At 72.4% G+C, this 18,975-nt stretch carries 19 protein-coding genes, 1 tRNA gene and 1 pseudogene; 6 read left to right on the plus strand and 15 right to left on the minus strand.

Annotated elements, in window-relative coordinates:
* Positions 1 to 45: 45 nt before the first annotated feature.
* The gene (locus tag ACIQ9E_RS29055; RefSeq protein WP_403712131.1) at positions 46 to 420 is read right to left on the minus strand and encodes a MerR family transcriptional regulator; all 375 of its coding nucleotides are present in this window, start codon (positions 418 to 420) and stop codon (positions 46 to 48) included.
* A gap of 100 nt (positions 421 to 520) precedes the next feature.
* Here ACIQ9E_RS29055 and ACIQ9E_RS29060 point away from each other — a divergent pair, with 100 nt between their 5' ends.
* Positions 521 to 1,351, plus strand: a complete 831-nt coding sequence (locus ACIQ9E_RS29060; protein ID WP_403712061.1) for an aminotransferase class IV family protein — start codon at positions 521 to 523, stop codon at positions 1,349 to 1,351.
* 30 nt (positions 1,352 to 1,381) lie between these two features.
* Here the strand turns inward: ACIQ9E_RS29060 and ACIQ9E_RS29065 are convergent, their stop codons facing one another.
* On the minus strand, positions 1,382 to 2,299 hold the full coding sequence (locus ACIQ9E_RS29065) for a polysaccharide deacetylase family protein (RefSeq protein ID WP_403712063.1): 918 nt from the start codon (positions 2,297 to 2,299) through the stop codon (positions 1,382 to 1,384).
* Positions 2,300 to 2,413: 114 nt separating this feature from the next.
* On the opposite strand from ACIQ9E_RS29065, the gene ACIQ9E_RS29070 reads away from it, so the two are divergent.
* Positions 2,414 to 2,836 (plus strand): MerR family transcriptional regulator, encoded by a 423-nt coding sequence (locus tag ACIQ9E_RS29070; protein WP_403712065.1) that lies wholly within the window; start codon positions 2,414 to 2,416, stop codon positions 2,834 to 2,836.
* Here ACIQ9E_RS29070 and ACIQ9E_RS29075 read toward each other — a convergent pair.
* Complete coding sequence (locus tag ACIQ9E_RS29075; RefSeq protein WP_403712067.1) at positions 2,784 to 3,884, minus strand: HEAT repeat domain-containing protein; 1,101 nt, start codon at positions 3,882 to 3,884, stop codon at positions 2,784 to 2,786. The genes ACIQ9E_RS29070 and ACIQ9E_RS29075 overlap by 53 nt on opposite strands.
* An 86-nt stretch (positions 3,885 to 3,970) precedes the next feature.
* Between ACIQ9E_RS29075 and ACIQ9E_RS29080 the strand changes: the two genes are divergently transcribed.
* Positions 3,971 to 4,633, plus strand: coding sequence for a TetR/AcrR family transcriptional regulator (locus ACIQ9E_RS29080; RefSeq protein ID WP_403712069.1), 663 nt, complete (start codon positions 3,971 to 3,973; stop codon positions 4,631 to 4,633).
* A 225-nt stretch (positions 4,634 to 4,858) separates the two neighbouring features.
* Complete coding sequence (locus ACIQ9E_RS29085) at positions 4,859 to 5,716, plus strand: lipase family alpha/beta hydrolase (protein ID WP_403712071.1); 858 nt, start codon at positions 4,859 to 4,861, stop codon at positions 5,714 to 5,716.
* Between the two features lie 104 nt (positions 5,717 to 5,820).
* Here the strand turns inward: ACIQ9E_RS29085 and ACIQ9E_RS29090 are convergent, their stop codons facing one another.
* The 5 genes from ACIQ9E_RS29090 to ACIQ9E_RS29110 all read right to left on the minus strand — a co-directional run bounded on the left by ACIQ9E_RS29090 (position 5,821) and on the right by ACIQ9E_RS29110 (position 10,891).
* A complete protein-coding gene (locus ACIQ9E_RS29090) occupies positions 5,821 to 6,330 on the minus strand; it encodes a DinB family protein (protein WP_403712073.1) in 510 nt (169 codons plus the stop codon).
* A 220-nt stretch (positions 6,331 to 6,550) separates the two neighbouring features.
* Positions 6,551 to 7,597, minus strand: coding sequence for an LLM class flavin-dependent oxidoreductase (locus ACIQ9E_RS29095; RefSeq protein WP_403712075.1), 1,047 nt, complete (start codon positions 7,595 to 7,597; stop codon positions 6,551 to 6,553).
* 156 nt (positions 7,598 to 7,753) lie between these two features.
* Complete coding sequence (locus ACIQ9E_RS29100; protein ID WP_403712077.1) at positions 7,754 to 8,548, minus strand: DUF4253 domain-containing protein; 795 nt, start codon at positions 8,546 to 8,548, stop codon at positions 7,754 to 7,756.
* Positions 8,549 to 8,745: 197 nt separating this feature from the next.
* Complete coding sequence (locus ACIQ9E_RS29105; protein ID WP_403712079.1) at positions 8,746 to 9,393, minus strand: SIMPL domain-containing protein; 648 nt, start codon at positions 9,391 to 9,393, stop codon at positions 8,746 to 8,748.
* A 199-nt stretch (positions 9,394 to 9,592) separates the two neighbouring features.
* On the minus strand, positions 9,593 to 10,891 hold the full coding sequence (locus ACIQ9E_RS29110; protein WP_403712081.1) for a nuclear transport factor 2 family protein: 1,299 nt from the start codon (positions 10,889 to 10,891) through the stop codon (positions 9,593 to 9,595).
* A gap of 95 nt (positions 10,892 to 10,986) precedes the next feature.
* Here ACIQ9E_RS29110 and ACIQ9E_RS29115 point away from each other — a divergent pair, with 95 nt between their 5' ends.
* Positions 10,987 to 11,916: a LysR family transcriptional regulator gene (locus tag ACIQ9E_RS29115; protein WP_403712083.1), complete on the plus strand. Its 930-nt coding sequence runs from the start codon at positions 10,987 to 10,989 to the stop codon at positions 11,914 to 11,916.
* Positions 11,917 to 12,436: 520 nt separating this feature from the next.
* Here the strand turns inward: ACIQ9E_RS29115 and ACIQ9E_RS29120 are convergent.
* The 7 genes from ACIQ9E_RS29120 to galU all read right to left on the minus strand — a co-directional run bounded on the left by ACIQ9E_RS29120 (position 12,437) and on the right by galU (position 17,912).
* A tRNA-Ala gene (locus tag ACIQ9E_RS29120) sits at positions 12,437 to 12,510 on the minus strand.
* 61 nt (positions 12,511 to 12,571) lie between these two features.
* Positions 12,572 to 13,666, minus strand: coding sequence for a gephyrin-like molybdotransferase receptor GlpR (glpR, locus tag ACIQ9E_RS29125; RefSeq protein ID WP_403712085.1), 1,095 nt, complete (start codon positions 13,664 to 13,666; stop codon positions 12,572 to 12,574).
* 141 nt (positions 13,667 to 13,807) lie between these two features.
* The gene (locus ACIQ9E_RS29130) at positions 13,808 to 14,416 is read right to left on the minus strand and encodes a GNAT family N-acetyltransferase (RefSeq protein ID WP_403712087.1); all 609 of its coding nucleotides are present in this window, start codon (positions 14,414 to 14,416) and stop codon (positions 13,808 to 13,810) included.
* A gap of 14 nt (positions 14,417 to 14,430) precedes the next feature.
* The gene (locus ACIQ9E_RS29135) at positions 14,431 to 15,018 is read right to left on the minus strand and encodes a molybdenum cofactor biosynthesis protein B (protein WP_403712089.1); all 588 of its coding nucleotides are present in this window, start codon (positions 15,016 to 15,018) and stop codon (positions 14,431 to 14,433) included.
* A 35-nt stretch (positions 15,019 to 15,053) separates the two neighbouring features.
* A complete protein-coding gene (gene moaC / locus ACIQ9E_RS29140) occupies positions 15,054 to 15,536 on the minus strand; it encodes a cyclic pyranopterin monophosphate synthase MoaC (protein WP_403712091.1) in 483 nt (160 codons plus the stop codon).
* A 103-nt stretch (positions 15,537 to 15,639) separates the two neighbouring features.
* Positions 15,640 to 16,995, minus strand: a complete 1,356-nt coding sequence (gene glp / locus ACIQ9E_RS29145; RefSeq protein WP_403712133.1) for a gephyrin-like molybdotransferase Glp — start codon at positions 16,993 to 16,995, stop codon at positions 15,640 to 15,642.
* Positions 16,996 to 17,000: 5 nt separating this feature from the next.
* Positions 17,001 to 17,912, minus strand: a complete 912-nt coding sequence (galU, locus tag ACIQ9E_RS29150) for a UTP--glucose-1-phosphate uridylyltransferase GalU (RefSeq protein ID WP_403712093.1) — start codon at positions 17,910 to 17,912, stop codon at positions 17,001 to 17,003.
* A gap of 421 nt (positions 17,913 to 18,333) precedes the next feature.
* Between galU and ACIQ9E_RS29155 the strand changes: the two are divergent.
* Positions 18,334 to 18,918: pseudogene (locus ACIQ9E_RS29155) on the plus strand (5-formyltetrahydrofolate cyclo-ligase); the annotation flags it as partial.
* Positions 18,919 to 18,975 lie beyond the last annotated feature (57 nt).

Here is an 18,975-nt window from a genome sequence, read left to right on the forward strand (position 1 = left end):
CTCCGGTCCGCCCCCGGTCCGTACGCACCACCGGACCGGCCCTGATCAGGCGGCCGACACCCCGGACCGCTCCTCCCGCCGTGCGCCGCCGACCGCCAGCAGCCCGGCGAGGGCGCTGCGGCTGTCCTGAAGCCCCGCTATCCGGTCGTCGAGACCGCGGAGCTGCTCTTCCAGCGCCCCCGCGGCGCACCCGTGCACGGCGGGCCCGGGGCCTTCCACACAGGGAAGCACCTCCCGGATGACCCGGGTGGGCAGCCCGGCGTCGAGGAAGGCCCGGATTCGGCCGACGATCTCCGGAGCGTCGTCGGCATAGCTGCGGTGGGTGCCCACGCGCCGCGGCGTCAGCAGCCCCTGCTCCTCGTAGTAACGGAGAAGTCGCGGGCTGACCCCGGTCAACCGGGCCAGTTCGCCGATCTTCATACCCATGCCGTACCTGCCCCCGTCCGTCCCCTGGCGTACCGGCGTGACGTACACCACTCCGCTTGAACCTCACACCGGTGTGAGGTCCTACCTTCCCAACATGACTACCGAGCCGAATAGTTCCCCTGCTTCCCCGTACCTCACGCACCTCAACGGGCGTCCGGCCACGGCCGGGGAGCTGGCGCCGCTCGCCTTCGCGGGCCACGCCCACTTCACCGCCATCCAGGTGCGCGACGGCCGGATCCGCGGCCTCGACCTCCATCTGGACCGGCTGCGATCCGCCTCCGAGGAGCTGTACGGCCGGGCGCTGCCGGACGACCGGATCCGCGAACTGCTGCGTACCGCCCTGGCCGGGGGCCCCGCCGATCTGTCGCTGACGGCGACGGTCTGCTCCCGGGAGGGCGAATTCACCCCCGCCGACCCCGGCGCCGAGCTGGACGTCCTGGTGTCCACGGGCCCGCCCGCGAACGGCCCCGCCGGACCGCTGAGCCTGGCGACCGTCCCGTACGAGCGCCCGCTGCCCGGTATCAAGCACGTCGGTGAGATCGCCAAGACGTACTATCCGCGCCGGGTCGCCCGGCTCGGCTTCGACGACGCCGCGTTCCTCGACGGCAGGGGCAGGTTCAGCGAGGCCTCCATCTGGAACCTGGTGTTCTGGGACGGTGCGTCCGTCGTCTGGCCGGTCGCCGACGTACTGCGCGGCACGATGCTGGGCACCGTACGGAGGCAACTCGACCGCCTCGGTGTCCCTCAGACCGACCGGGAGGTCACCCCGGCCGATCTGCCGTCCCTGGCGGGCGCGGCGGTCATGAACTCCTGGACCCCCGCGGTCCCCGTCCACCGCATCGACACCACACCCGTCCCGGCGGCCCCCGATTTCACCGCCCTGCTCCACCGTGCCCACGAAGCGGAACCGCCCGTCGCCCCCTGAGCACGGTTCCGGCGGACCGGCGGGCCCTGTTCACCCAGCAGTGTTCCCAGCAGTGTCCGCAGCGGTGCCCGCCGCCGGTGCGGCCGCGGTCCGCGCATAGTGTTCGGCGATCTCGTCGCTGGTGGTCAGCCAGATGCCGGGATGCCCGGCGACGTACTCCAGGGCCTCGTCCAGATACCGGCTGCGGAACGGCCGGCCGATGACGAAGGGGTGCAGGGCCAGCGCCATCACCCGGCCGCTGTCGGCCGTGGAGTCGGCGTGGAGACGGTCCAGCTGGTCCTTCACGATCCGGACGAAGTCGGGGCCGGTCATCCCCTTGCTGACGAACAGCCCGATATCGTTCAGCTCGACCGAGTACGGCACGCTGAGCATGCCCGGCACGTTCAGCCGGTACGGCTGGTCGTCGTTGGTCCAGTCGAGGACGTACGAGAGTCCCAGCTCGGCCAGGAGTTCCGGGGTGCGGAAGGTCTCGGTGAGCGCGGGTCCCATCCAGCCGCGCGGCCGCCGGCCGGTGGTCCGCTCGACGGTACCGACGATCTCCGCCAGCACGCGCCGCTCCTCCTCGACCGTCATACCGGCGTGGAAGGTGGAGTTGTCCCGGCCGTGGGCGAGCCACGCCCAGTCCCGCTCCCGCCCGGCCTCGACGATCTGCGGATACCGCTCCCCGGCGGCGGAGTTCAGCAGGGCACTGGCCCGGATACCGTGGCGGTCGAGGCTTTCGATCACCCGCCAGACGCCCACCCGGGGCCCGTAGTCCCGCCATCCGTAGTTCAGGGGGTCCGGCACCAGCCCGGCCGTGCCAGGGAACGTACTGGTCGAGGGCGCGTCGAGCCGATAATGCTCGATGTTCACACCCACATAGAAGGCAACCCGGGCGCCGCCCGGCCAGCGGAGCGGCTCCCGCTCGGTGATCGGGCTGTAGTTGTAGAGCTTCTGATCGGTCGTCACAGCACACCTCGTGCAGATCGGGACCCGTTCCCGGGCCGTCGCGGCTTCCGGCACCCAGACTCCGACCCTCACATCGATGTGAAGGTCAACCCGCCCCGGAATGAGGTGGATCACATGCGGATCGGAGAGCTGTCACGGCATACGGACACCTCCCCCAGGCTGCTGCGCTACTACGAGGAGCAGGGCCTGATCTCCGCGGCCCGTTCCCCGAACGGCTACCGCGACTACGAGGACGGCACGGTCGACCGGGTGCTCCAGGTCCGCGGTCTCCTGGACGCCGGCCTGCCGACCCGCATCATCCGCCGGATCCTGCCCTGTCTGGGCACCCCGCGGACCATCTACTTCCCGGACCCGACACCGGAGATGCTGACCGCACTGGAACGGGAGCGCGACAGGATGACGGAACGGATCGCCGTGCTGAGCCGTAACCGGGATGCCATCGACGGCTATCTGACCACGGTCCGCCGGAACGACGCCGCGGCCGCTACACCGGCAGGGCGCCCGGCGGATGCCCGTACCGGCGGCCGTACGGAGTGAGGGCGAGGGCGCCGGAGCCGGTGACCGCGGTGCGGGCGCCCAGAGCGGACGGGTCGACCGAGAGCCGGGCGGCGACGACCGCGGCCCGGCACGCCTCCCCGCCCGACGGCCCGCGGCCGGGCGGTTCGTGCGCGGGCCGGTATCCGTACTCGGCACCGTGCGCGGGCCCCTGGTCGGTGCCCCGTTCGGCGTCGAACACGTCGTAGTAGCGGACCACTTCCGCGCCCTGCGCTATGCACCACGCGGTCCAGGCGCCGCCGCAGCTCTCCCCGTACCACTGGGCGGCCCCGAACCGCTCGCCCAGGGCGGTGCAGCGGGCCCGGACGATCTCCCGCACGGGCCCGCAGCCCGCCCCGCAGCCGGCGTCCCACCGGATACTCCGCCGGTCGTCCGAGGAGTGGCCGAAGACCAGGGTCCAGCCGTCGAGTCCGGGACTCACGAAGACCCGGGCCGAAGAGGGGCACCCGCCGTCCCGCGCCGGGCTGTGCCGGTCCCGGCGCCAGGCGGCCATCCCGGTCCGCAGGGTGACCGGCTCCGCGTCCCCCAGCCCGAAGGCGTCGAGCACGGCGGACTGGTCGAGAGTCGGCAGCGCGTACCAGAAACCGCAGAGAGCGAACGGCTCCGGCACCTCCGTCCGCAGTTTGATCCGCCGCAGCCGCCGCACCGCCGCCAGATCGGCCGGATCCAGCGCCCCGGGACCGCCGATCTCGGCCAGCGCCTCCAGCGCCCCGGCCCGTACCCAAGGCCCTGCTGCGGTCGCCCGCCGCACCCGGCGCAGCACGGGCACGGCACCGCACCCGATCCCCTGGAACGCCAGCACCGCCCGGCGCCGTACACCGGGATCGGCGTCCCCCAGCAGTACCGAAAGCCGTTCGCCGTACGCGACGGCCGCAGCGCCCCGCCGCTGGAACTCCACGAGCGCGTTCTCCCGCACCCGGGGATCGGGATGGCCGAGCAGCCGCGCGCAGGCGTCCAGATCCCCGCAGGCCATCCGCGCGAGAGCCCCGGCCAGGGTCTCCCACGCCGCACCACCCGGTCCCCGCTCCATGCCGCGCACCCTAACCGCCGCCACTGACACCACGGCCTCCCAAGAGCCGGGGGCTCCGGAAAACCGGTGGACTGTATGGTGACCCGGTGGCGGGCGCAGCGGTCGGAGACGAGGGGGCGAAGGGCCGGCGGATCCGCGGTCTGGACGCCGGTGAACGGCGGACCAGACGCCGTGAGGATCTGCTGGATTCGGCCCTGGACCTGTTCTCCGCCCAGGGCTACCAGGACACGTCGATCGAACAGATCTGCAAGCACGCCTATGTCGGGACCAAGAGCTTCTACGAGGTCTTCACCGGCAAGGAGTCCCTCTATCTGGCGCTGCTCGACCGGATCGTCGCGGATGTGACGGGCCGTCTGGTGTCGGCGCTGGAAGCCCTGGACGAGGGCCGGGACGAGCGGGAGGCCGCCCGGTCGCTCATCCGGCTCTTCGCGGCTGCCTTCGTCGACGATGTGCGGGTGGCCCGGGTGACGTTCGGCGAGGGCCGGGCGGTGACACCGCGGGCCGAGGCGCACCGCCGGCAGAACCGGCGGATGGCCGCCTCGTTCGTCGAGGAGGCCTGGCGGCGGCTCGGCGTGGCGACAGGTCCGCAGATACGTGTGGTCGCCATGGGCCTGATCGGCGGCCTCTTCGACATCATCGCCGACTGGCTGCTGGACGCGGACACCGAACGCCCCGCCGACCGCGGATCCCTCCAGGAGGGCCTCGACCGCTTCTACACGGCGGTCAGCTCCGGACTCGCCTCCGCCTGAAGCCGTCTCCCGAAGCCCTCTCCCGAAGCCCTCTCCTGGAGCCTTCTCCTCCGCAGCACTCTCCTCCGGGACATCGCGCTGTCCGCGAAGGCCCATAACGGCCCGCGGCGCACCCCGACGCCCCGGCTCCCACTGGCCCGAGCCTTTTTGGAAACGGTGCCTTGTTCCTAACAAGCACCCGTGCTCTACTTCCGGGTAACCTTCCTCGAACCGGGAGTTGCCCCCATGGCCAAGCTCCGTACGTTCCTGACGGCGCTGCTGCTGTCCGTCCTCGCGTCCACGACTCTCGCCCCGACCGCGGCGGCCGCCGATCCGCCGCGGTCCGGATGGAACAACTGGTCCTGCCGCCCCTCCGCCGCCCACCCCGAACCGGTGGTCCTCGTCCATGGGCTCGGCGCCAACGACCTGGTCAACTTTGCGACCCTGGCCCCCGCGCTCCGCTCCGCCGGCTACTGCGTCTACTCGCAGACCTACGGCAAAACCGTGCTGGGCGGGCTCTCCGGCGGGCTCGCCCCGATGGCGGAGAGCGCCGCCGAGGTGGGCGCGTTCGTCGATCGCGTACGCACCGCGACCGGAGCGGCGAAGGTCGACATCGTCGGCCACTCCGAGGGCAGCACCGTCCCGGCGTACTACATGAAGTACCTGGGCGGGGCCACGAAGGTCGACGACTTCATCGGTTTCGGGTCCAACTTCCGCGGCACCACCCTGAACGGGCTGGCGACCCTGGCCGCCGCCCTGAATCTCCAGGGTCTGCTGACCGGCGTCGGCTGCGGAGCCTGTACGGACTACCTGCCCGGTTCGGCGTTCCTCGCCGAGCTGAACGACGGCCCCGTGGCCGTACCCGGGCCGACGTACACCAGCATCGTCACCCGCTACGACACCGTCGTCACGCCCTACACCAGCGGCCTGCTCACGGGTGACAACGTCACCAACATCGTGCTCCAGGACAAATGCCGCCGGGACTCGGCCGGGCATCTCGGCCTGGCCGTCGACCCGAACGTCACCCAGCTCGTCCTGAACCGGCTGGACCCGGAGAACTCCGGGCCGTTCCGCTGCGTCCCCTTCACCACACTCGGCATCTGACCCCCGGCCCGTGCCCCCTCGGACGGAGGCCCGCCTCCCGAGGGGGCACGATCCGCGCGCGGGCCGGCCGGTGCGCGCCCGCGCGGTGCACCGTCCGTCCCGGATCAGGCGCCGACGGTCCCGTCGATCCCCTCCCGAAGCAGATCCGCGTGCCCGTTGTGCCGGCCGTACTCCAGCAGTACGTGTACGAGGACCATCCGCAGCGACACCTCCCGGCCCCACCGCGGCTGGTATCCGGTCGCATCGAGCGAATCGGCCTCCCGCTCGATGCGACGCGCGTTCCGGACCTCGCCCTCCCAGGCGGCGAACGCCTCCGCCCGGGTCGACGTGCTCGCGTCGTACGCGGCCTGGAAGTCGATCCGGTCCGACCACACCATCGGCGCGTCCGGCTCCTCGAACACCCGCCGGAACCAGGCGCGTTCCACCTCCGCCAGATGCCGCACCAGGCCGAGGAGCGACAGCGTCGACGGCGGCACGGAACACCGCCGCAGTTCCTCGTCCGTAAGCCCCTCGCATTTCCTGGCGAGAGTCGCCCGGTGGTAGTCGAGGAAGGCCCGCAGGGTCTCCCGCTCCCCGCCCGTGAGCGGCGGCCCTACCCGTTCGTCCCTGCCCACGCGTCCCACTCCGTCCGTTTGCCCTGGTCGTCCTGGTCGTTCCCGGGAAAGCGCCGCGCCAGTCCGACTCCCCGTGACCTGGCCATCCGCCCTGCGCAGGTGTGCCCGGGGCGCTGTGGCTGTACGGAGCAGCAACGTATCCGCTGCCACCGGCATCGGAGCTTCGGAGGTACGGCGAAGGGCGCCGCCGGACGATCCGGCATCGGAGCTTCGCCGAATGTCAGGCCACCAGGGATGCGAACTGCGCCATTTCGGTCTCCGGGTCCACCGCGGGGTGGATCACCAGCTCGTCGACGCCCGACTTCGCCAGAGCGTCGATCCGCTCGACGAGTTCGTCCCTGGTGCCGACCAGGCCGAATCTGTCCACCAGGGAGGGCACGATGAGGTCGCGGTCCTCAGGGGCCAGCCGCCCCAGGTAGTTGCGGTAGAGCGCCTGATGGAACCTGGGATCGGCGGGGCCGGTGCCGCGCAGCCGGAGCAGACGGTCGACAGCCGCGGCCTCCTCCAGCGGGAAGGCCGCGCGGAAGTCGGGGTTCTCCGCGCTGAGGATCAGTGCGCACAGTGCGATGTGCCCCATCGAGTCCTTGACGGGATCGCCGTAGCGGTCCTCGCCGTCGGCGAGGATGTGCACGGAGGACATGAGATAGGAACGGGTCTGTTCGGCGCTTCCCGCATCCCGCCCCGCCGCCTGCCGGGCCCGGCCGAGGGCGGACCAGGCAGCGGGGTCGTGCAATCCGAAGGAGATCAGTCCCGCGCCGAGCCGGCCGGCGACCGCGGCGGCCTTCAGACCGAACGCGGCCACCACGAACTCCACCGGGGCCTCGGTGTCGACGTACGGCCCGACATGCAGGAATCGCACCCTGCTGGACCGGTTCCCCTCGCGGTAGTCCGCCTCGCGGCCGGCGGTGAGTTCCTGCACGGCGGCCGTGAACGACTCCAGCTCCGCCATGGTCGTGGGCCGCATACCGAGCGTCCGGCGCGCCGTGTTGCCGGTGCCGACCCCGCAGACGATACGGCCGGGGGCGAGGGCGTTGAGGCTGCTGACGGCCGCCGCCGCGGCGGGCGCGGAACGCAGGGCCGGTGAGGTGACACCGATGCCGAGCCTGATCCGTTGGGTGGCCTTGGCGCAGAGCGCGAGGCTCATGAACGGATCGCCGTGCACCATCGGCGTGTCGTACACCCAGAAACTGTCGAAGCCGAGTTCCTCCGCACGGACGGCCAGGTCCTCCACACCGGGCTTTGCCGTCATGACGATTCCGGTCCGCATGGTGGCTCTCCTCGCCGTCGACTGAACCGGCCGGACCGCTCCGTTCGCGGTCCACTGCCGCCCACGGCCGGGATCACGGCCGTGGACCCGGGCCGATACCCCGCCGTGGAGATCTCTCCCCGGGCTACCGGTGATGGTGCCCCGATCGGCGGTACCTCAGTCCCACCAGAAGTCCCACGCGTGGTTGCCGACGAGCCGTTCGGCGTACGAGGCCAGACCGTGGTTCCAGATGTTGTCCGGGCAGAACGCGAAATGCTCGGCAGCGACGAGGAGGGCATCCTCTTCCCGCACCGGAGGGGTGGCGATGCTGAGGTGGAGGGTGTCGAACCCGACGGCGACCACCCGTGCCCCGAAACGCTGTTCCCAGGTCCGCAGCACGGCGGAGAACTTGGCGGTGTCGTTGTCGTAGTTGCAGGGCCCCTCCCAGCCGATGACGGCGGGCACATCGGCGCTCGAAGCGGCAGGGACCAGTCCGAGCCGCAGATGCGGGCGGAGCGAACCGAAGAACTCCGCGTACTCGTCGGCCTCCTTGCCGGCATCGGGCCCATCCGGACGGCCGGGCGCAAGCCCCGGCCATCGCCGCCCGAACGGCGCGGTGACGGCGGCCCGCCCACCCGCGGTAAGCAGGTCGTCGCCCTCCTCGTCGGCGGTGTGCTCCTGCCACCACTGCTCCAGGAGAGCCGCCGGCTCGTGAGCCGCGGGCGAGGACATGTCCTCGGGGGACAGTTCGCCCGAGGCCCAGGGCCGGAGTTCGCCGTCGTCGGGATCGCGGGAGTCGAGCAGGAGAGGCCACAGCCCGGTACGGGCGTGCTCGGCGCGTATCCGCGCCCACAGCCCCGGGGCGGCGGGACCGTCACTCAGCCAGAGGAACCCTTCGCCGCCCCCGGCGCAGGCAGCCGGCCGGCCGGGAGGCAGCGGGGTGTCGAGGAGTGTACGAGGATCAAAGGTCACGCGCGGATGGTAATCCCGGCCTCCGACATCGCCGTCCTAGGATCACGGCAGCGGCCGGGGGCGGGCGCCGGGCACCAGCGGAGGGGAGAGCGCATCCGTCCCCCTCGGGCTCCGCCGGGTGCGGCAATGAGTTCCGGCCACGGTCACCCGCCCCCGTACCGCGCTTTCAGCGTGGGCTCGGCGCCTCGGTGCGGGTGTCAGCCACCGGCGATGGCGAAACCGATCAACACGCCCGCCGTCACCGTGACCTTGCCGGGGGCGAGGTCGCCGTCGGCCCCGCTCCCGCCCGACTGGCGGTGTCCGCCGCGGGAGTTCTGCACCTGTTCGGAGTCCACGTCCTTGATGTGCACGACAGGGCCGAGCAGGACACCGGCGGCCTCCGCGTACAGGGCGGCCTTCTCCCGCGCGGCGGCCACAGCAGCCGTACGCGCCCGGGCCCGCAGCTCCTTCTTGGTGCTCACATCGAACTCGACATCTCGGACGTTGTTCGCCCCGGCCTCGACCACGTCGACGAGCACCGTTTCCAGGGCGTCGAGTTCCCGCAGCTCGATGACGAAGGCGGCGGTGCATTCGTAGCCGAGGAACTTGCGGTCGCCGCCGTAACTCCAGGACGATTCCAGATCCAGACGCGACACGGACACGGCGGTGTCCGGGACCCCGTGGCCGCGTACGACCTCCCGGATCCGGTTGACGCTGCCCCGGGTGACCTCGAAGGCCTCGCCGGGCTTCTGCCTGGTCTGTTTGATCGCCACGCGAAGCCGGGCGATATCGGGCGCGGCATCCACGCTCGCGGCGCCGAACACGGATATGCCCCAAGGTGCTTCTATGGCCTGAGTACCGTACATGCCGGTCATCCAAGCAGGTGACCTGCCGGCGGAGTATGCCTTCCGCCGGATCACCCAACGGGATTTCGGCGAGGACAGGTGCGGCCGGATCGTGCCGATGAGGCCGGGAGCCGTGCCCGCCGCCCATGAGGACACCGGCGCCGGCCGGCACCGGCGGGGCGGAAGGCACTGCGGGAGATCGGCGGCCGTCCGGTGCCGATCACCGTGCGCCCGGCCCACCGGGTCGAGGACCGGCGTGCCGGGCCCGCCGGGTTCGGCCTCCGCCGCCCGGGCGGTGCAGGCACCGGCCGTCGTGCCGGGCAGGCCCTCCGGTGGCTCCCGGCTCCCACGGCCGGAGGTGCTGGTGATGCCGGTGATAGACCTTGTTGGCAATGCGCCAGCCGCTGTCGGCGCGGATCAGCAGAAAGACGTCGGTGAACGTGTCCGCGCTGTGCGAGAGCGTCATGGTGGCGGTCGCGACGGTGCCGTAGACGTCGGCGGAGTCGATACGGCGGGTGCGGTCCGCCTCGTCCGGGGCGGGCCGGCCCGGGAAGAGGGCGCAGTACTCGTCGACCCGCCAGGAGACGTGTGCGCCGTCCCTGATCCCCTCGATACGGGCGGTGGGAAGGAACGCGTCCCGGAAGTGGGCGGGGTCGCCGGTGGCGTGTCCGCGGACGTAGGCGCGGAGCGGTTCGAGTACGGCGTCCTCGACGGCGGGGACCGTGGCGGCGACGGCGATATCGGCCTCCGGACCGGCCTCGGTGAGGGCCAGGCCCGTCGCGCTGTGCAGCGGGAGGTCCGAGGCGGCCGCGAGGAGAGCCATGTCCTTGGCCAGCGCGCCGATCGTGAACTGGGCCGTGGCGGCGACCGGCTCACCGAGGAGGAAGGGGCGCTTACGAGCCACGAGCCCGCCGAGCCCGCCGAGTTCGAGGACGTCCAGCACCTGGTCACGGGGCAGTCCGAGGGCATCGGCCTGCCGCAGGGAGTCGCGCAGCGCCAGGACGGCGCCGGTGAGACTGCTGTTGGCGATCAGCTTGAGGGCGGCGGCGGTGGCAGCGTCGCCCAGGGGCCGGACGGTGCCCAGCGCCTCCAGAACGGGCCGGACGCGGCCGAGCGTGCTCCGGTCCGCGGCGGCGAGGATCTCCAGCCCACCGGCGGCGGCCGCCGGGACCGAGCCGAGCACCGGCGCGTGGACGTACGCCGGGCCGAGCCACCGGGCCAGCTCCGCCGCCTCGGCGGGGGCGATGGTGCTGGTGTTGAGCACGATCGTGTCCGCCCGCAGCGAGCCGTGGACGCGGTCGAGGACCTGCCGGCAGGCGGCACCGTCGAAGAGCGCCAGGACGACGAGGTCCGTGTTGGCCACGGCCTCGTTCGGGTCGCCGGTCGTCCTGACGGTGTCTGCGGTACGCCCCGAGCGCGTCCAGCCGACGACGTCCCGGCCCCGGGCGGCCAGACGTGTCGCGATGGCGCGGCCCATGCGCCCCAGGCCGAGGACGGCGATGGTGTGCGGTGTGGTCATGCAGCCGACAGTGGCGCACTCCAGACGGTGCGACAAGCGCAGATGTGGCATCCCTGCCCTGCGGCACCCGCATACCCGCTGGTCATACTGGTTCCATGGACCTGACGGTGTGGCGCACCTTTGTAACCGTATGCCGGGCCGGATCGCTGTCGGCCGCGGCGGCCGAGCTGAACCACACACAGTCGGCCGTCTCCCGGCAGATCGCCGGGCTGGAGCGGCAGCTCGGCGTACCGCTGCTGGAGCGCCATGCCCGGGGTGTGCGGCCGACCCCGGCCGGTGAGGTGTTCCGGCGCCGTGCCCTGGCCACGCTCAACGAGGCCGACCGCGCGGTCCGCGCGGTGCGGGACCTCCGCGACGGGGTATGCGACCGGCCCCTGGCCATCGGGGCGACGCCGTCCCTCGCCGCGGGAATCGTCCCCGAGGCCGTACGGGATCTGCTGCGGCACACCGGTCCGGTGCGGTGGAGCCTGCTCCCCGGCCTGAGCGCGCAGCTGCACAGCCGTGTGGTCGCCGGCGACCTGGACATCGCCGTCGTCACCGACGCCCCGCCCGGACTGCCCACCGATCCCCGGACGGAGCACCGGCTGCTGGGGCTGGACGAGATGGTCGTCGTACTCCCGGCCGGGCATCCCCTGGCCGGGCCCGGACCCGTGCCCGTCCGGGCACTCGCCGACCAGATCTGGGCCGAGGACAACGAAGGCTCCGCGGCACTGCTGCGCCGGCACGCCGCCCGTGCCGGAGTCGACGTCCGTATCGACCTCGCCGCGGCCGACCTCCCCGGCAAACTGGCCCTGGTCGCCACCGGCCACGCCATCGCACTGATCCCCGGTGTGCTGACCCGCGCGCTGCGGGCCGACGTGACGACGGTGCCGCTGGTCGCTCCGCCGACCCGCGGCGTCTACGCCATCACCCCGCGCCGCGACCCCCACCCCCGCGCGGCACCGCTGCTGGACCGGCTCACTGCGGCCTTCTTCACGGCCCGTCCGGTCCCCGGAGACGATGAGGCATCCGTACCACCGTCATGACGGCCGCCCTGGTCCACGCGACCAGCGGGCTCGACGACAAAGCCGTACGCGATATCGACGACAGCACCGAACTCCGCGAGCGGATCACCGCCCGCGAGCCGTACTACTGCGCCTCAAGGAGTCCGCGGACGAGCGGGGCGCGATCAGGCTCCCGCACCCGTCCGGCGGCCCCTCGCCCGCCGTGGCCTGCCCCCGCTTCAACCAGGTCCACCGGGTCCCTCCACCCCGGCCGGCCATGGTGGACCTCGGCAACGGGCGGACCACCGCCGCACACACCGCGGCCAAACCCACCGTCCCGATCCCCCAGGGCGAACGGCTGCGGCCCCCACCACATCCCCAGGGAGTCAGCCCCAATCGATCACTCAAGCTTCGATAATGGAACCCAGCGGCCGTCAACCTTCGCTGACGAGTGCTCAACCTTCGCTGCGGCAGGTCAAGAAACGACGAAATCCCGCCCGATCAAAAGATCGGACGGGAACCCGTCAACCATCCCCGAGCCAACTCAAGAACAGTCGTGCTGTGGACCTGAGGGGATTCGAACCCCTGACCCCCTCGATGCGAACGAGGTGCGCTACCGGACTGCGCCACAGGCCCTTGCAACGAGTGAAACCTTAGCACCCCGATCCGAGTGCTTGGAAATCCGTTCCTTCGCAGGTCACTCGTTGGCCGCGCGGGGGCGGTCGTCGTCGGCGTACTGGTCGAAGAGGGGGGTGCGGCCGTGGTCGCGCGAGGGGCGGCGGGGTGGGGGCTGGGGGGGCGCGGGGGATGGTGTCGGGTCCGCCGTGGACGAGCGGGCCGAACTCCAGGTCTCCGGGTCGTTCATGTCGATACCGCTCGTGGCGCGCGGGGCGACCGGGGCGGTGACATAGGTGGGGAGCGGTACGGGGACCGGGTCCCAGCTCCCGCCGGACGCCGGGCCGCGGTCGCGCTGCTGGTCCACCCACTCGGCGTGGTCCGTCTGCTCGACGAGGGCGCGGCGGCCCGCCTCCTGGGGGGAGACCGGGGCCGGCTCGGGCTCGGGGCGGGGCTCCGGAGCGGCGGGCTCCGGGCGGGGGTCGGCCGCCGGGGGCTGATGGCGGTGGTGGCGGGTCTCGCGCAGCCGCTGGGCCGCAGCCTCCGCCCGGCGCCGGTCCATGACCACCACGAAGCGCCGCCGCTCCTGGGTGCGGAGGTAGGCGATGTACGCGCTGAGCATCACCGCGGGCACCGCGGGCGCCCACAGGAAGCCGAGGCCGCCGACCGCGGCGACGACGGAGCCCGCCGTGAAGGTCAAGAAGAGCAGCACCGTGGTGCGCCGGCGGCGGGCCAGCGCCTTGCTGCGGCGGGCGCGCTCGGCGGCGGCCCGGCTGGGGCGCGGCCGCGGGCGGCGGCCCGGCAGCCGGTCGGCCTGGTCCTGGACGGGCCGGGGCGCCGGGTCCGGGGCGGGCCGGGACAGCTGCGCCGGATCCGGCGCCGGGGCCCGTACCTCGGTGCGGGGCGCGGCGAAGGCCCGGACGTCCACGGTGCTCAAATGCTCCGTGGCCGCGTCCGGGTCGACGTCGGATTCGGGCTGCTCCGGGCTGCGGTCCAGCAGCTCCTTGGCATACCGGCGCTCCATCGCCCCGCGTCCGGACAGCAGCCGGATGGCGGTGGAGAAGCGTTCCGTCGGACGTGCCTCGTTCAGCTCGTCCTGCCTGCGGAGCCACATCGGCACCAGGTAGGCGGCCCAGGCCCCGACGATGACTGCGTAGATGAGGCCGCTGCTGCTCACGGTCACACCGTAGAGGGATTCTCGCAAGGACATCCGCCAATTGGGCCGGTGTGTCGCCCGATCCCGCTGATATGACGGACTTTTTTTGCGATTGTTCGGATCATTATAGGACCTAAGGGAGATTGAATTCGAACAGATATTTCATTTGTGAGGTGTCTCGGGGCGGGTTCGGCGGTGCCAGCGGCTGAGCAGGCCCTCCGGGACCTCCTCCGCGGTCAGCGCGAAGACGAGGTGGTCCCGCCAGGCGCCGTCGATGTGGAGATAGCGGGGACGGAGTCCCTCCTCGCGGAATCCGAGTTTCTCCACCACCCGTCGGCTCGGTCCGTTCTCGGGCCGGATGCACACCTCCATCCGGTGCAGCCCGACCGTGCGGAAGCAGTGGTCCGTGACCAGCGCGACGGCCGTCGGCATCACTCCGCGGCCCGCGACCTCGCGGTCCACCCAGTACCCCACGTGCCCCGAGCACATGGACCCCCAGGTGATCCCGGCGACCGTCAACTGGCCCACCAGCCGGCCCTGGTACTCGATGACGAACGGCAGCATCCGGCCCGCGTTCGCCTCGGCCCGCAGATGGCGCACCATCTGGCGGTACGTCGGACGCTGCGCGAGCGGCGCGCCGGGCGCGGACGGCGGGATCGTGGCCTCCCAGGGGCGCAGCCAGTCCCGGTTGCGCCGGTTGACCTCGCGCCAGACGCGCTGGTCGCGCAGCCTTATCGGGCGGAGGACCACATCGCCGTCCGCCAGGACCACCGGCCAGGGGGCGTTCAGCTCTGACTCCCTGAGGCTCTGGTGCCGTCCCGGTGGGCTCCGGACGGGTCCGGGGCCGGGTCGGGTCCCGGGGTGGTGTGGTCCGCGCCGCGGATCTGGTCGACCGCGTGCGGCAGCACCCTCTCCAGCACGGCCAGACCGTCCCGTACGCCACCGGGCGAACCCGGAAGGTTCACCATCAGCGTACGGCCGGAGACACCTGCCAGGCCTCGGGAGAGGGCCGCCGTCGGGACCTTCGCGGCGCCGTGGGCGCGGATCGCCTCCGGGATACCGGGGATCTCGTAGTCGAGGACCGCGCGGGTCTGCTCGGGGGTGCGGTCGGTGGGCGACAGGCCGGTGCCGCCGGTCGTGAGGATCACGTCGTACCCCGCGGCGATCCCGTCGCGCAGCGCCCGGCCCACCGGGTCGCCGTCCGGGACGACCAGCGGGCCGTCGACCGTGAAGCCGAGCGCCGCCAGTCCCGCCGCCAGCAGCGGGCCGCCGCGGTCCGCGTAGATCCCCGCCGACGCCCGGTTGGACGCGGTGATCACCAGGGCCCGTCCGCGGCGGGGCGGGGCGGGTTCCTCCGGGGACGTACCATCCACAGGGTGCGCATGGCTGCGGACCTCGCCGCCGCGGCTCACCGCCGGCTCCAGTCGCCGGACTTCCCGCCCGTCTTCTCCTCCACCCGCACGTCCGTGATCACGGCCGCTTTGTCGACCGCCTTGACCATGTCGACGACGGTCAGCGCCGCCACCGTGACCGCGGTCAGGGCCTCCATCTCCACGCCCGTTCGGTCCGTGGTCTTCACGGTGGCGGCGATCTCGACCGCGTCGTCGGCGACCGCGAGTTCGACCCTCACCCCGGAGACCGCCAGCGGATGGCAGAGCGGGATCAGCTCCGGGGTCTTCTTGGCGCCCATGATGCCCGCGATCCGGGCTGTGGCCAGCGCGTCGCCCTTGGGGACGCCCTCGCCGCGCAGCAGCCCGACCACCCGGGGCGACACCAGCACCCGGCCCGAGGCGCGTGCGGTCCGCGTGGTGACGTCCTTCGCCGAGACGTCGACCATACGGGCCGCCCCCGCCTCGTCGATATGCGTGAGTCCGCCGGCTTCTGTACTCATTCGCTGTTCGCCGCTCCCGGTCCGGGCTGGGGGTGTCGGTGGGTGTGGTCACGGCCCGTACCGGGCTCGTGTGCGCAGCCACCGTACCGCCAGGGGCGCCTGGTCAGCCCAGGAGGACCACCTCGACGTCCGCGCCGGGTTCGAGGGAGGTGTCCGCCTCCGGGACCACGATCAGGCAGTCCGCGTGGGCGAGCGCGGCCACCAGATGGGAGCCCGTACCGCCGACCGGGGTGACCGCCCCGGCATCGGGGTCGTACGTCCCCCGGAGGAACTGTCTGCGCCGTTCGGGCGACCGCAGCGGCGCATCGGCCTTGAGCCGGGCCCGCACCCGGGGCCGGTGGACGTCCGGCATGCCCATCAGGGTCCGGATCGCGGGCCGGACGAACAGCTCGAAGGAGACGTACGACGACACCGGATTGCCGGGCAGGGCGAGCAGCGGCGTGTGGTCCGGGCCGATGGTGCCGAAGCCCTGCGGTTTGCCGGGCTGCATCGCGAGCGTACGGAAGTCGACCCCGCTGCCCGATCCGCTGCCCGTCCCAAGCCCCGACGGGCTGCCGTCCTCGCCGCCCGCGCCGTCGCCCTCCGTCTCGCCGACGTCCGAGAGCGCCTCTTTCACCACGTCGTACGCCCCCACGCTCACTCCGCCCGTGGTGACCACGAGATCGGCGCGGACGAGCTGGTCCTCGATGGTGGCCCGCAGGATCGCGGCGTCGTCGGTGACCGCGCCGACCCGGTAGGCGATGGCTCCGGCGTCGCGCGCGGCGGCGGCCAGCGCGAAGCTGTTGGAGTCGTAGATCCGGCCCTCGCCGAGCGCCTCACCGGGCTGCACCAGCTCACTGCCGGTGGAGAGGACGACCACCCGCGGGCGGGGGCGCACCCGCACGGCGCCGCGGCCGATCGCGGCCAGCAGCCCGATCTGCGGTGGTCCGAGAACCGTGCCGCGGGCGAGCGCGAGGTCCCCGGCGCCCACATCGCTGCCGCGTTCGCGGACATGCGCGCCCGCGGCGGCCGGCCGGTGGATCCGGACTTCTCCGCCCGCCGCCGCCGGCTCGGACCCGGCCGGGAGCATGGCCGTCGCCGCGCCGCCGCCCGTACCCCCGTCGGTCCACTCGACGGGGACGACGGCCTCGGCGCCCGGCGGCAGCGGCGCGCCCGTCATGATCCGCGCCGCCTCGCCGGGGCCCACGGCCGGCGGTTCGGCGCCGCCCGCGGCGATATCGCCCACGACCGTGAGCACGGCGGGGAACTCCTCCGTCGCGCCCTGGACGTCGGCGACCCGGACCGCGTACCCGTCCATGGAACTGTTGTCGAAGGGGGGCAGGGCGACGGGCACGGTGACGTCCTCGACGAGGACGCAGCCCTGGGCGTCGGCCAGGTGCAGCTCAATCGGGTCGAGCGGCCGGATCGCCGCGAGAATGTCCTCAAGGTGGTCGTCGACCGACCAGATCGTGCTGCTCAACGCGCTCAATTCGGCTGCATCTCCTCGGTCACATAGCTCCGGAGCCAGTGCCGGAACTCCGGTCCCAGATCTTCACGTTCGCACGCGAGTCTGACAATCGCCCGCAGATAGTCCCCGCGGTCGCCGGTGTCGTACCGCCGCCCCTTGAAGATCACCCCGTGCACGGGGCCGCCGATCTTCTCGTCCCCGGCCAGTTTCTGGAGGGCGTCGGTCAGCTGGATCTCGTTGCCGCGGCCCGGTTCGGTCTCGCGGAGTATCGCGAAGACGGCCGGGTCGAGGACGTAGCGGCCGATGATGGCGAGGTTGCTCGGTGCCTCGGACGGCTCGGGCTTCTCGACGAGCTGGGTGACGCGTACGACATCGGATTCGGCGGTCGTCTCGACGGCGGCACAGCCGTACTGGTGGATCTGGGCGGGTTCGACCTCCATGAGGGCGATAACACTGCCGCCCTCGCGCTCCTGGATCTCCACCATGCGCGCGAGCAGCGGATCGCGCGGGTCGATCAGATCGTCGCCGAGGAGTACGGCGAAGGGCTGGTCGCCGACGTGCGGCGCGGCGCACAGCACGGCGTGGCCGAGGCCGCGCGGATCGCCCTGGCGGACATAGTGCATGGTGGCGAGGTCGCTGGACTCCTGAACGGTCTTCAGCCGGTGCTCGTCGCCCTTGCGGGACAGCGCCTCCTCCAGTTCGTAGTTCCGGTCGAAGTGGTCCTCCAGCGGACGCTTGTTGCGCCCTGTGATCATGAGTACATCGGAGAGCCCGGCGGCAACGGCTTCCTCGACCACATACTGGATCGCCGGTTTGTCGACCACAGGCAGCATCTCTTTGGGAGTGGCTTTGGTGGCCGGGAGGAAGCGCGTACCGAGGCCGGCGGCGGGAATGACCGCCTTGCTGATCCTGGGGTTCGACTCAGTCATGCCCGGCACAATATCCGGTGCATATGCGGGGAAGATCAGTCTCCGGTTGAGTTCTCGCTGGTTAAAGCGCATACGAGGGGTTTGTGAGTGGCGAATGAGGCATGAACGTTCCGGTGGGCTGTCCGAAAACGGAGGGGGTACGGACGGGGTGGCCGGCGCCCCGGTGGAGGAGGGTCGCGAGCCTCGGGAACCCCGGGAAGCAGGAGAAACCGGGGGTGCGGGGGGTGCCAGAAACGACAGTGACACCCGGGACTCCAGGGAAAGCGGAACCGGTAGCCCAGCCGCGCAGCCCGCCGCCTCCGCTCCCCACTGCGCTGCTTCCGCCCCGGACTCCGCTGCTTCCGGTCCCCACTGCGCTGCTTCCGCTGCCTACTCCACTGCCTCCGTCCCGGACTCCGCCGCTTCCGCCCCGCCCCCGGACGCGAAGCGCGCCCTCCGCCGGACCCTGCTGGACGCCCGCGCCCGGCTCACCCCCGAGGAGACCGGGCCCGCCGCCCGCGCCCTCACCCGGTACGCCCTGGAGCTGCCCGAACTCACCGGCGCCTCGACCGTGGCCGCGTATGTCTCCGTGGGGCGTGAACCCGGCACCCGCGCTCTGCTCGACGCGCTGCGCACGCGGGGCGTACGCGTCCTGCTCCCGGTCCTGCTCCCGGATGACGATCTCGACTGGGGTGTGTACGAGGGCGCGGACCGGCTGGTGCGCGCCGGGCGCGGGCTGCTGGAACCGGACGGCCCCCGGCTCGGGCCCGGCGCCGTCCGGGAGGCGGGGGCCGTACTGCTGCCCGGACTGGCCGTGGACGGGCGCGGGATGCGGCTGGGGCGGGGAGGCGGTTCGTACGATCGCGTGCTGGAGCGGCTCGCGACCGCCCCCGTCCCCGTACGGCCGCGTCTGGTGGTGCTGCTGTACGCGCACGAGGTGGTGGCGTACGTACCGGAGGAGGCGCACGACCGGCCGGTGGACGCCGCCGTCACCCCGGACGGTGTACGGCGGTTCCCGGGCACCTGAAGCAGGCGCCGGGAGCGGGCGCCTCTGAAGTGAGCGCCTCTGAAGCGCCTCTGAAGC

The sequence above is a fragment of the Streptomyces sp. NPDC094448 genome (assembly GCF_044763775.1).
In the GTDB taxonomy this organism is placed as follows: domain Bacteria; phylum Actinomycetota; class Actinomycetes; order Streptomycetales; family Streptomycetaceae; genus Streptomyces.

Coding starts and splice junctions, on each gene's coding strand:
- ACIQ9E_RS29115 (WP_403712083.1), top strand. CDS start 10,987: ATGGACCTGACGGTGTGGCGCACCTTTGTAACCGTATGCCGGGCCGGA.
- ACIQ9E_RS29055 (WP_403712131.1), bottom strand. CDS start 420: ATGAAGATCGGCGAACTGGCCCGGTTGACCGGGGTCAGCCCGCGACTT.
- ACIQ9E_RS29110 (WP_403712081.1), bottom strand. CDS start 10,891: ATGACCACACCGCACACCATCGCCGTCCTCGGCCTGGGGCGCATGGGC.
- galU (WP_403712093.1), bottom strand. CDS start 17,912: ATGACTGAGTCGAACCCCAGGATCAGCAAGGCGGTCATTCCCGCCGCC.
- ACIQ9E_RS29070 (WP_403712065.1), top strand. CDS start 2,414: ATGCGGATCGGAGAGCTGTCACGGCATACGGACACCTCCCCCAGGCTG.
- ACIQ9E_RS29105 (WP_403712079.1), bottom strand. CDS start 9,393: ATGTACGGTACTCAGGCCATAGAAGCACCTTGGGGCATATCCGTGTTC.
- ACIQ9E_RS29075 (WP_403712067.1), bottom strand. CDS start 3,884: ATGGAGCGGGGACCGGGTGGTGCGGCGTGGGAGACCCTGGCCGGGGCT.
- ACIQ9E_RS29060 (WP_403712061.1), top strand. CDS start 521: ATGACTACCGAGCCGAATAGTTCCCCTGCTTCCCCGTACCTCACGCAC.
- moaC (WP_403712091.1), bottom strand. CDS start 15,536: ATGAGTACAGAAGCCGGCGGACTCACGCATATCGACGAGGCGGGGGCG.
- ACIQ9E_RS29095 (WP_403712075.1), bottom strand. CDS start 7,597: ATGCGGACCGGAATCGTCATGACGGCAAAGCCCGGTGTGGAGGACCTG.
- ACIQ9E_RS29085 (WP_403712071.1), top strand. CDS start 4,859: ATGGCCAAGCTCCGTACGTTCCTGACGGCGCTGCTGCTGTCCGTCCTC.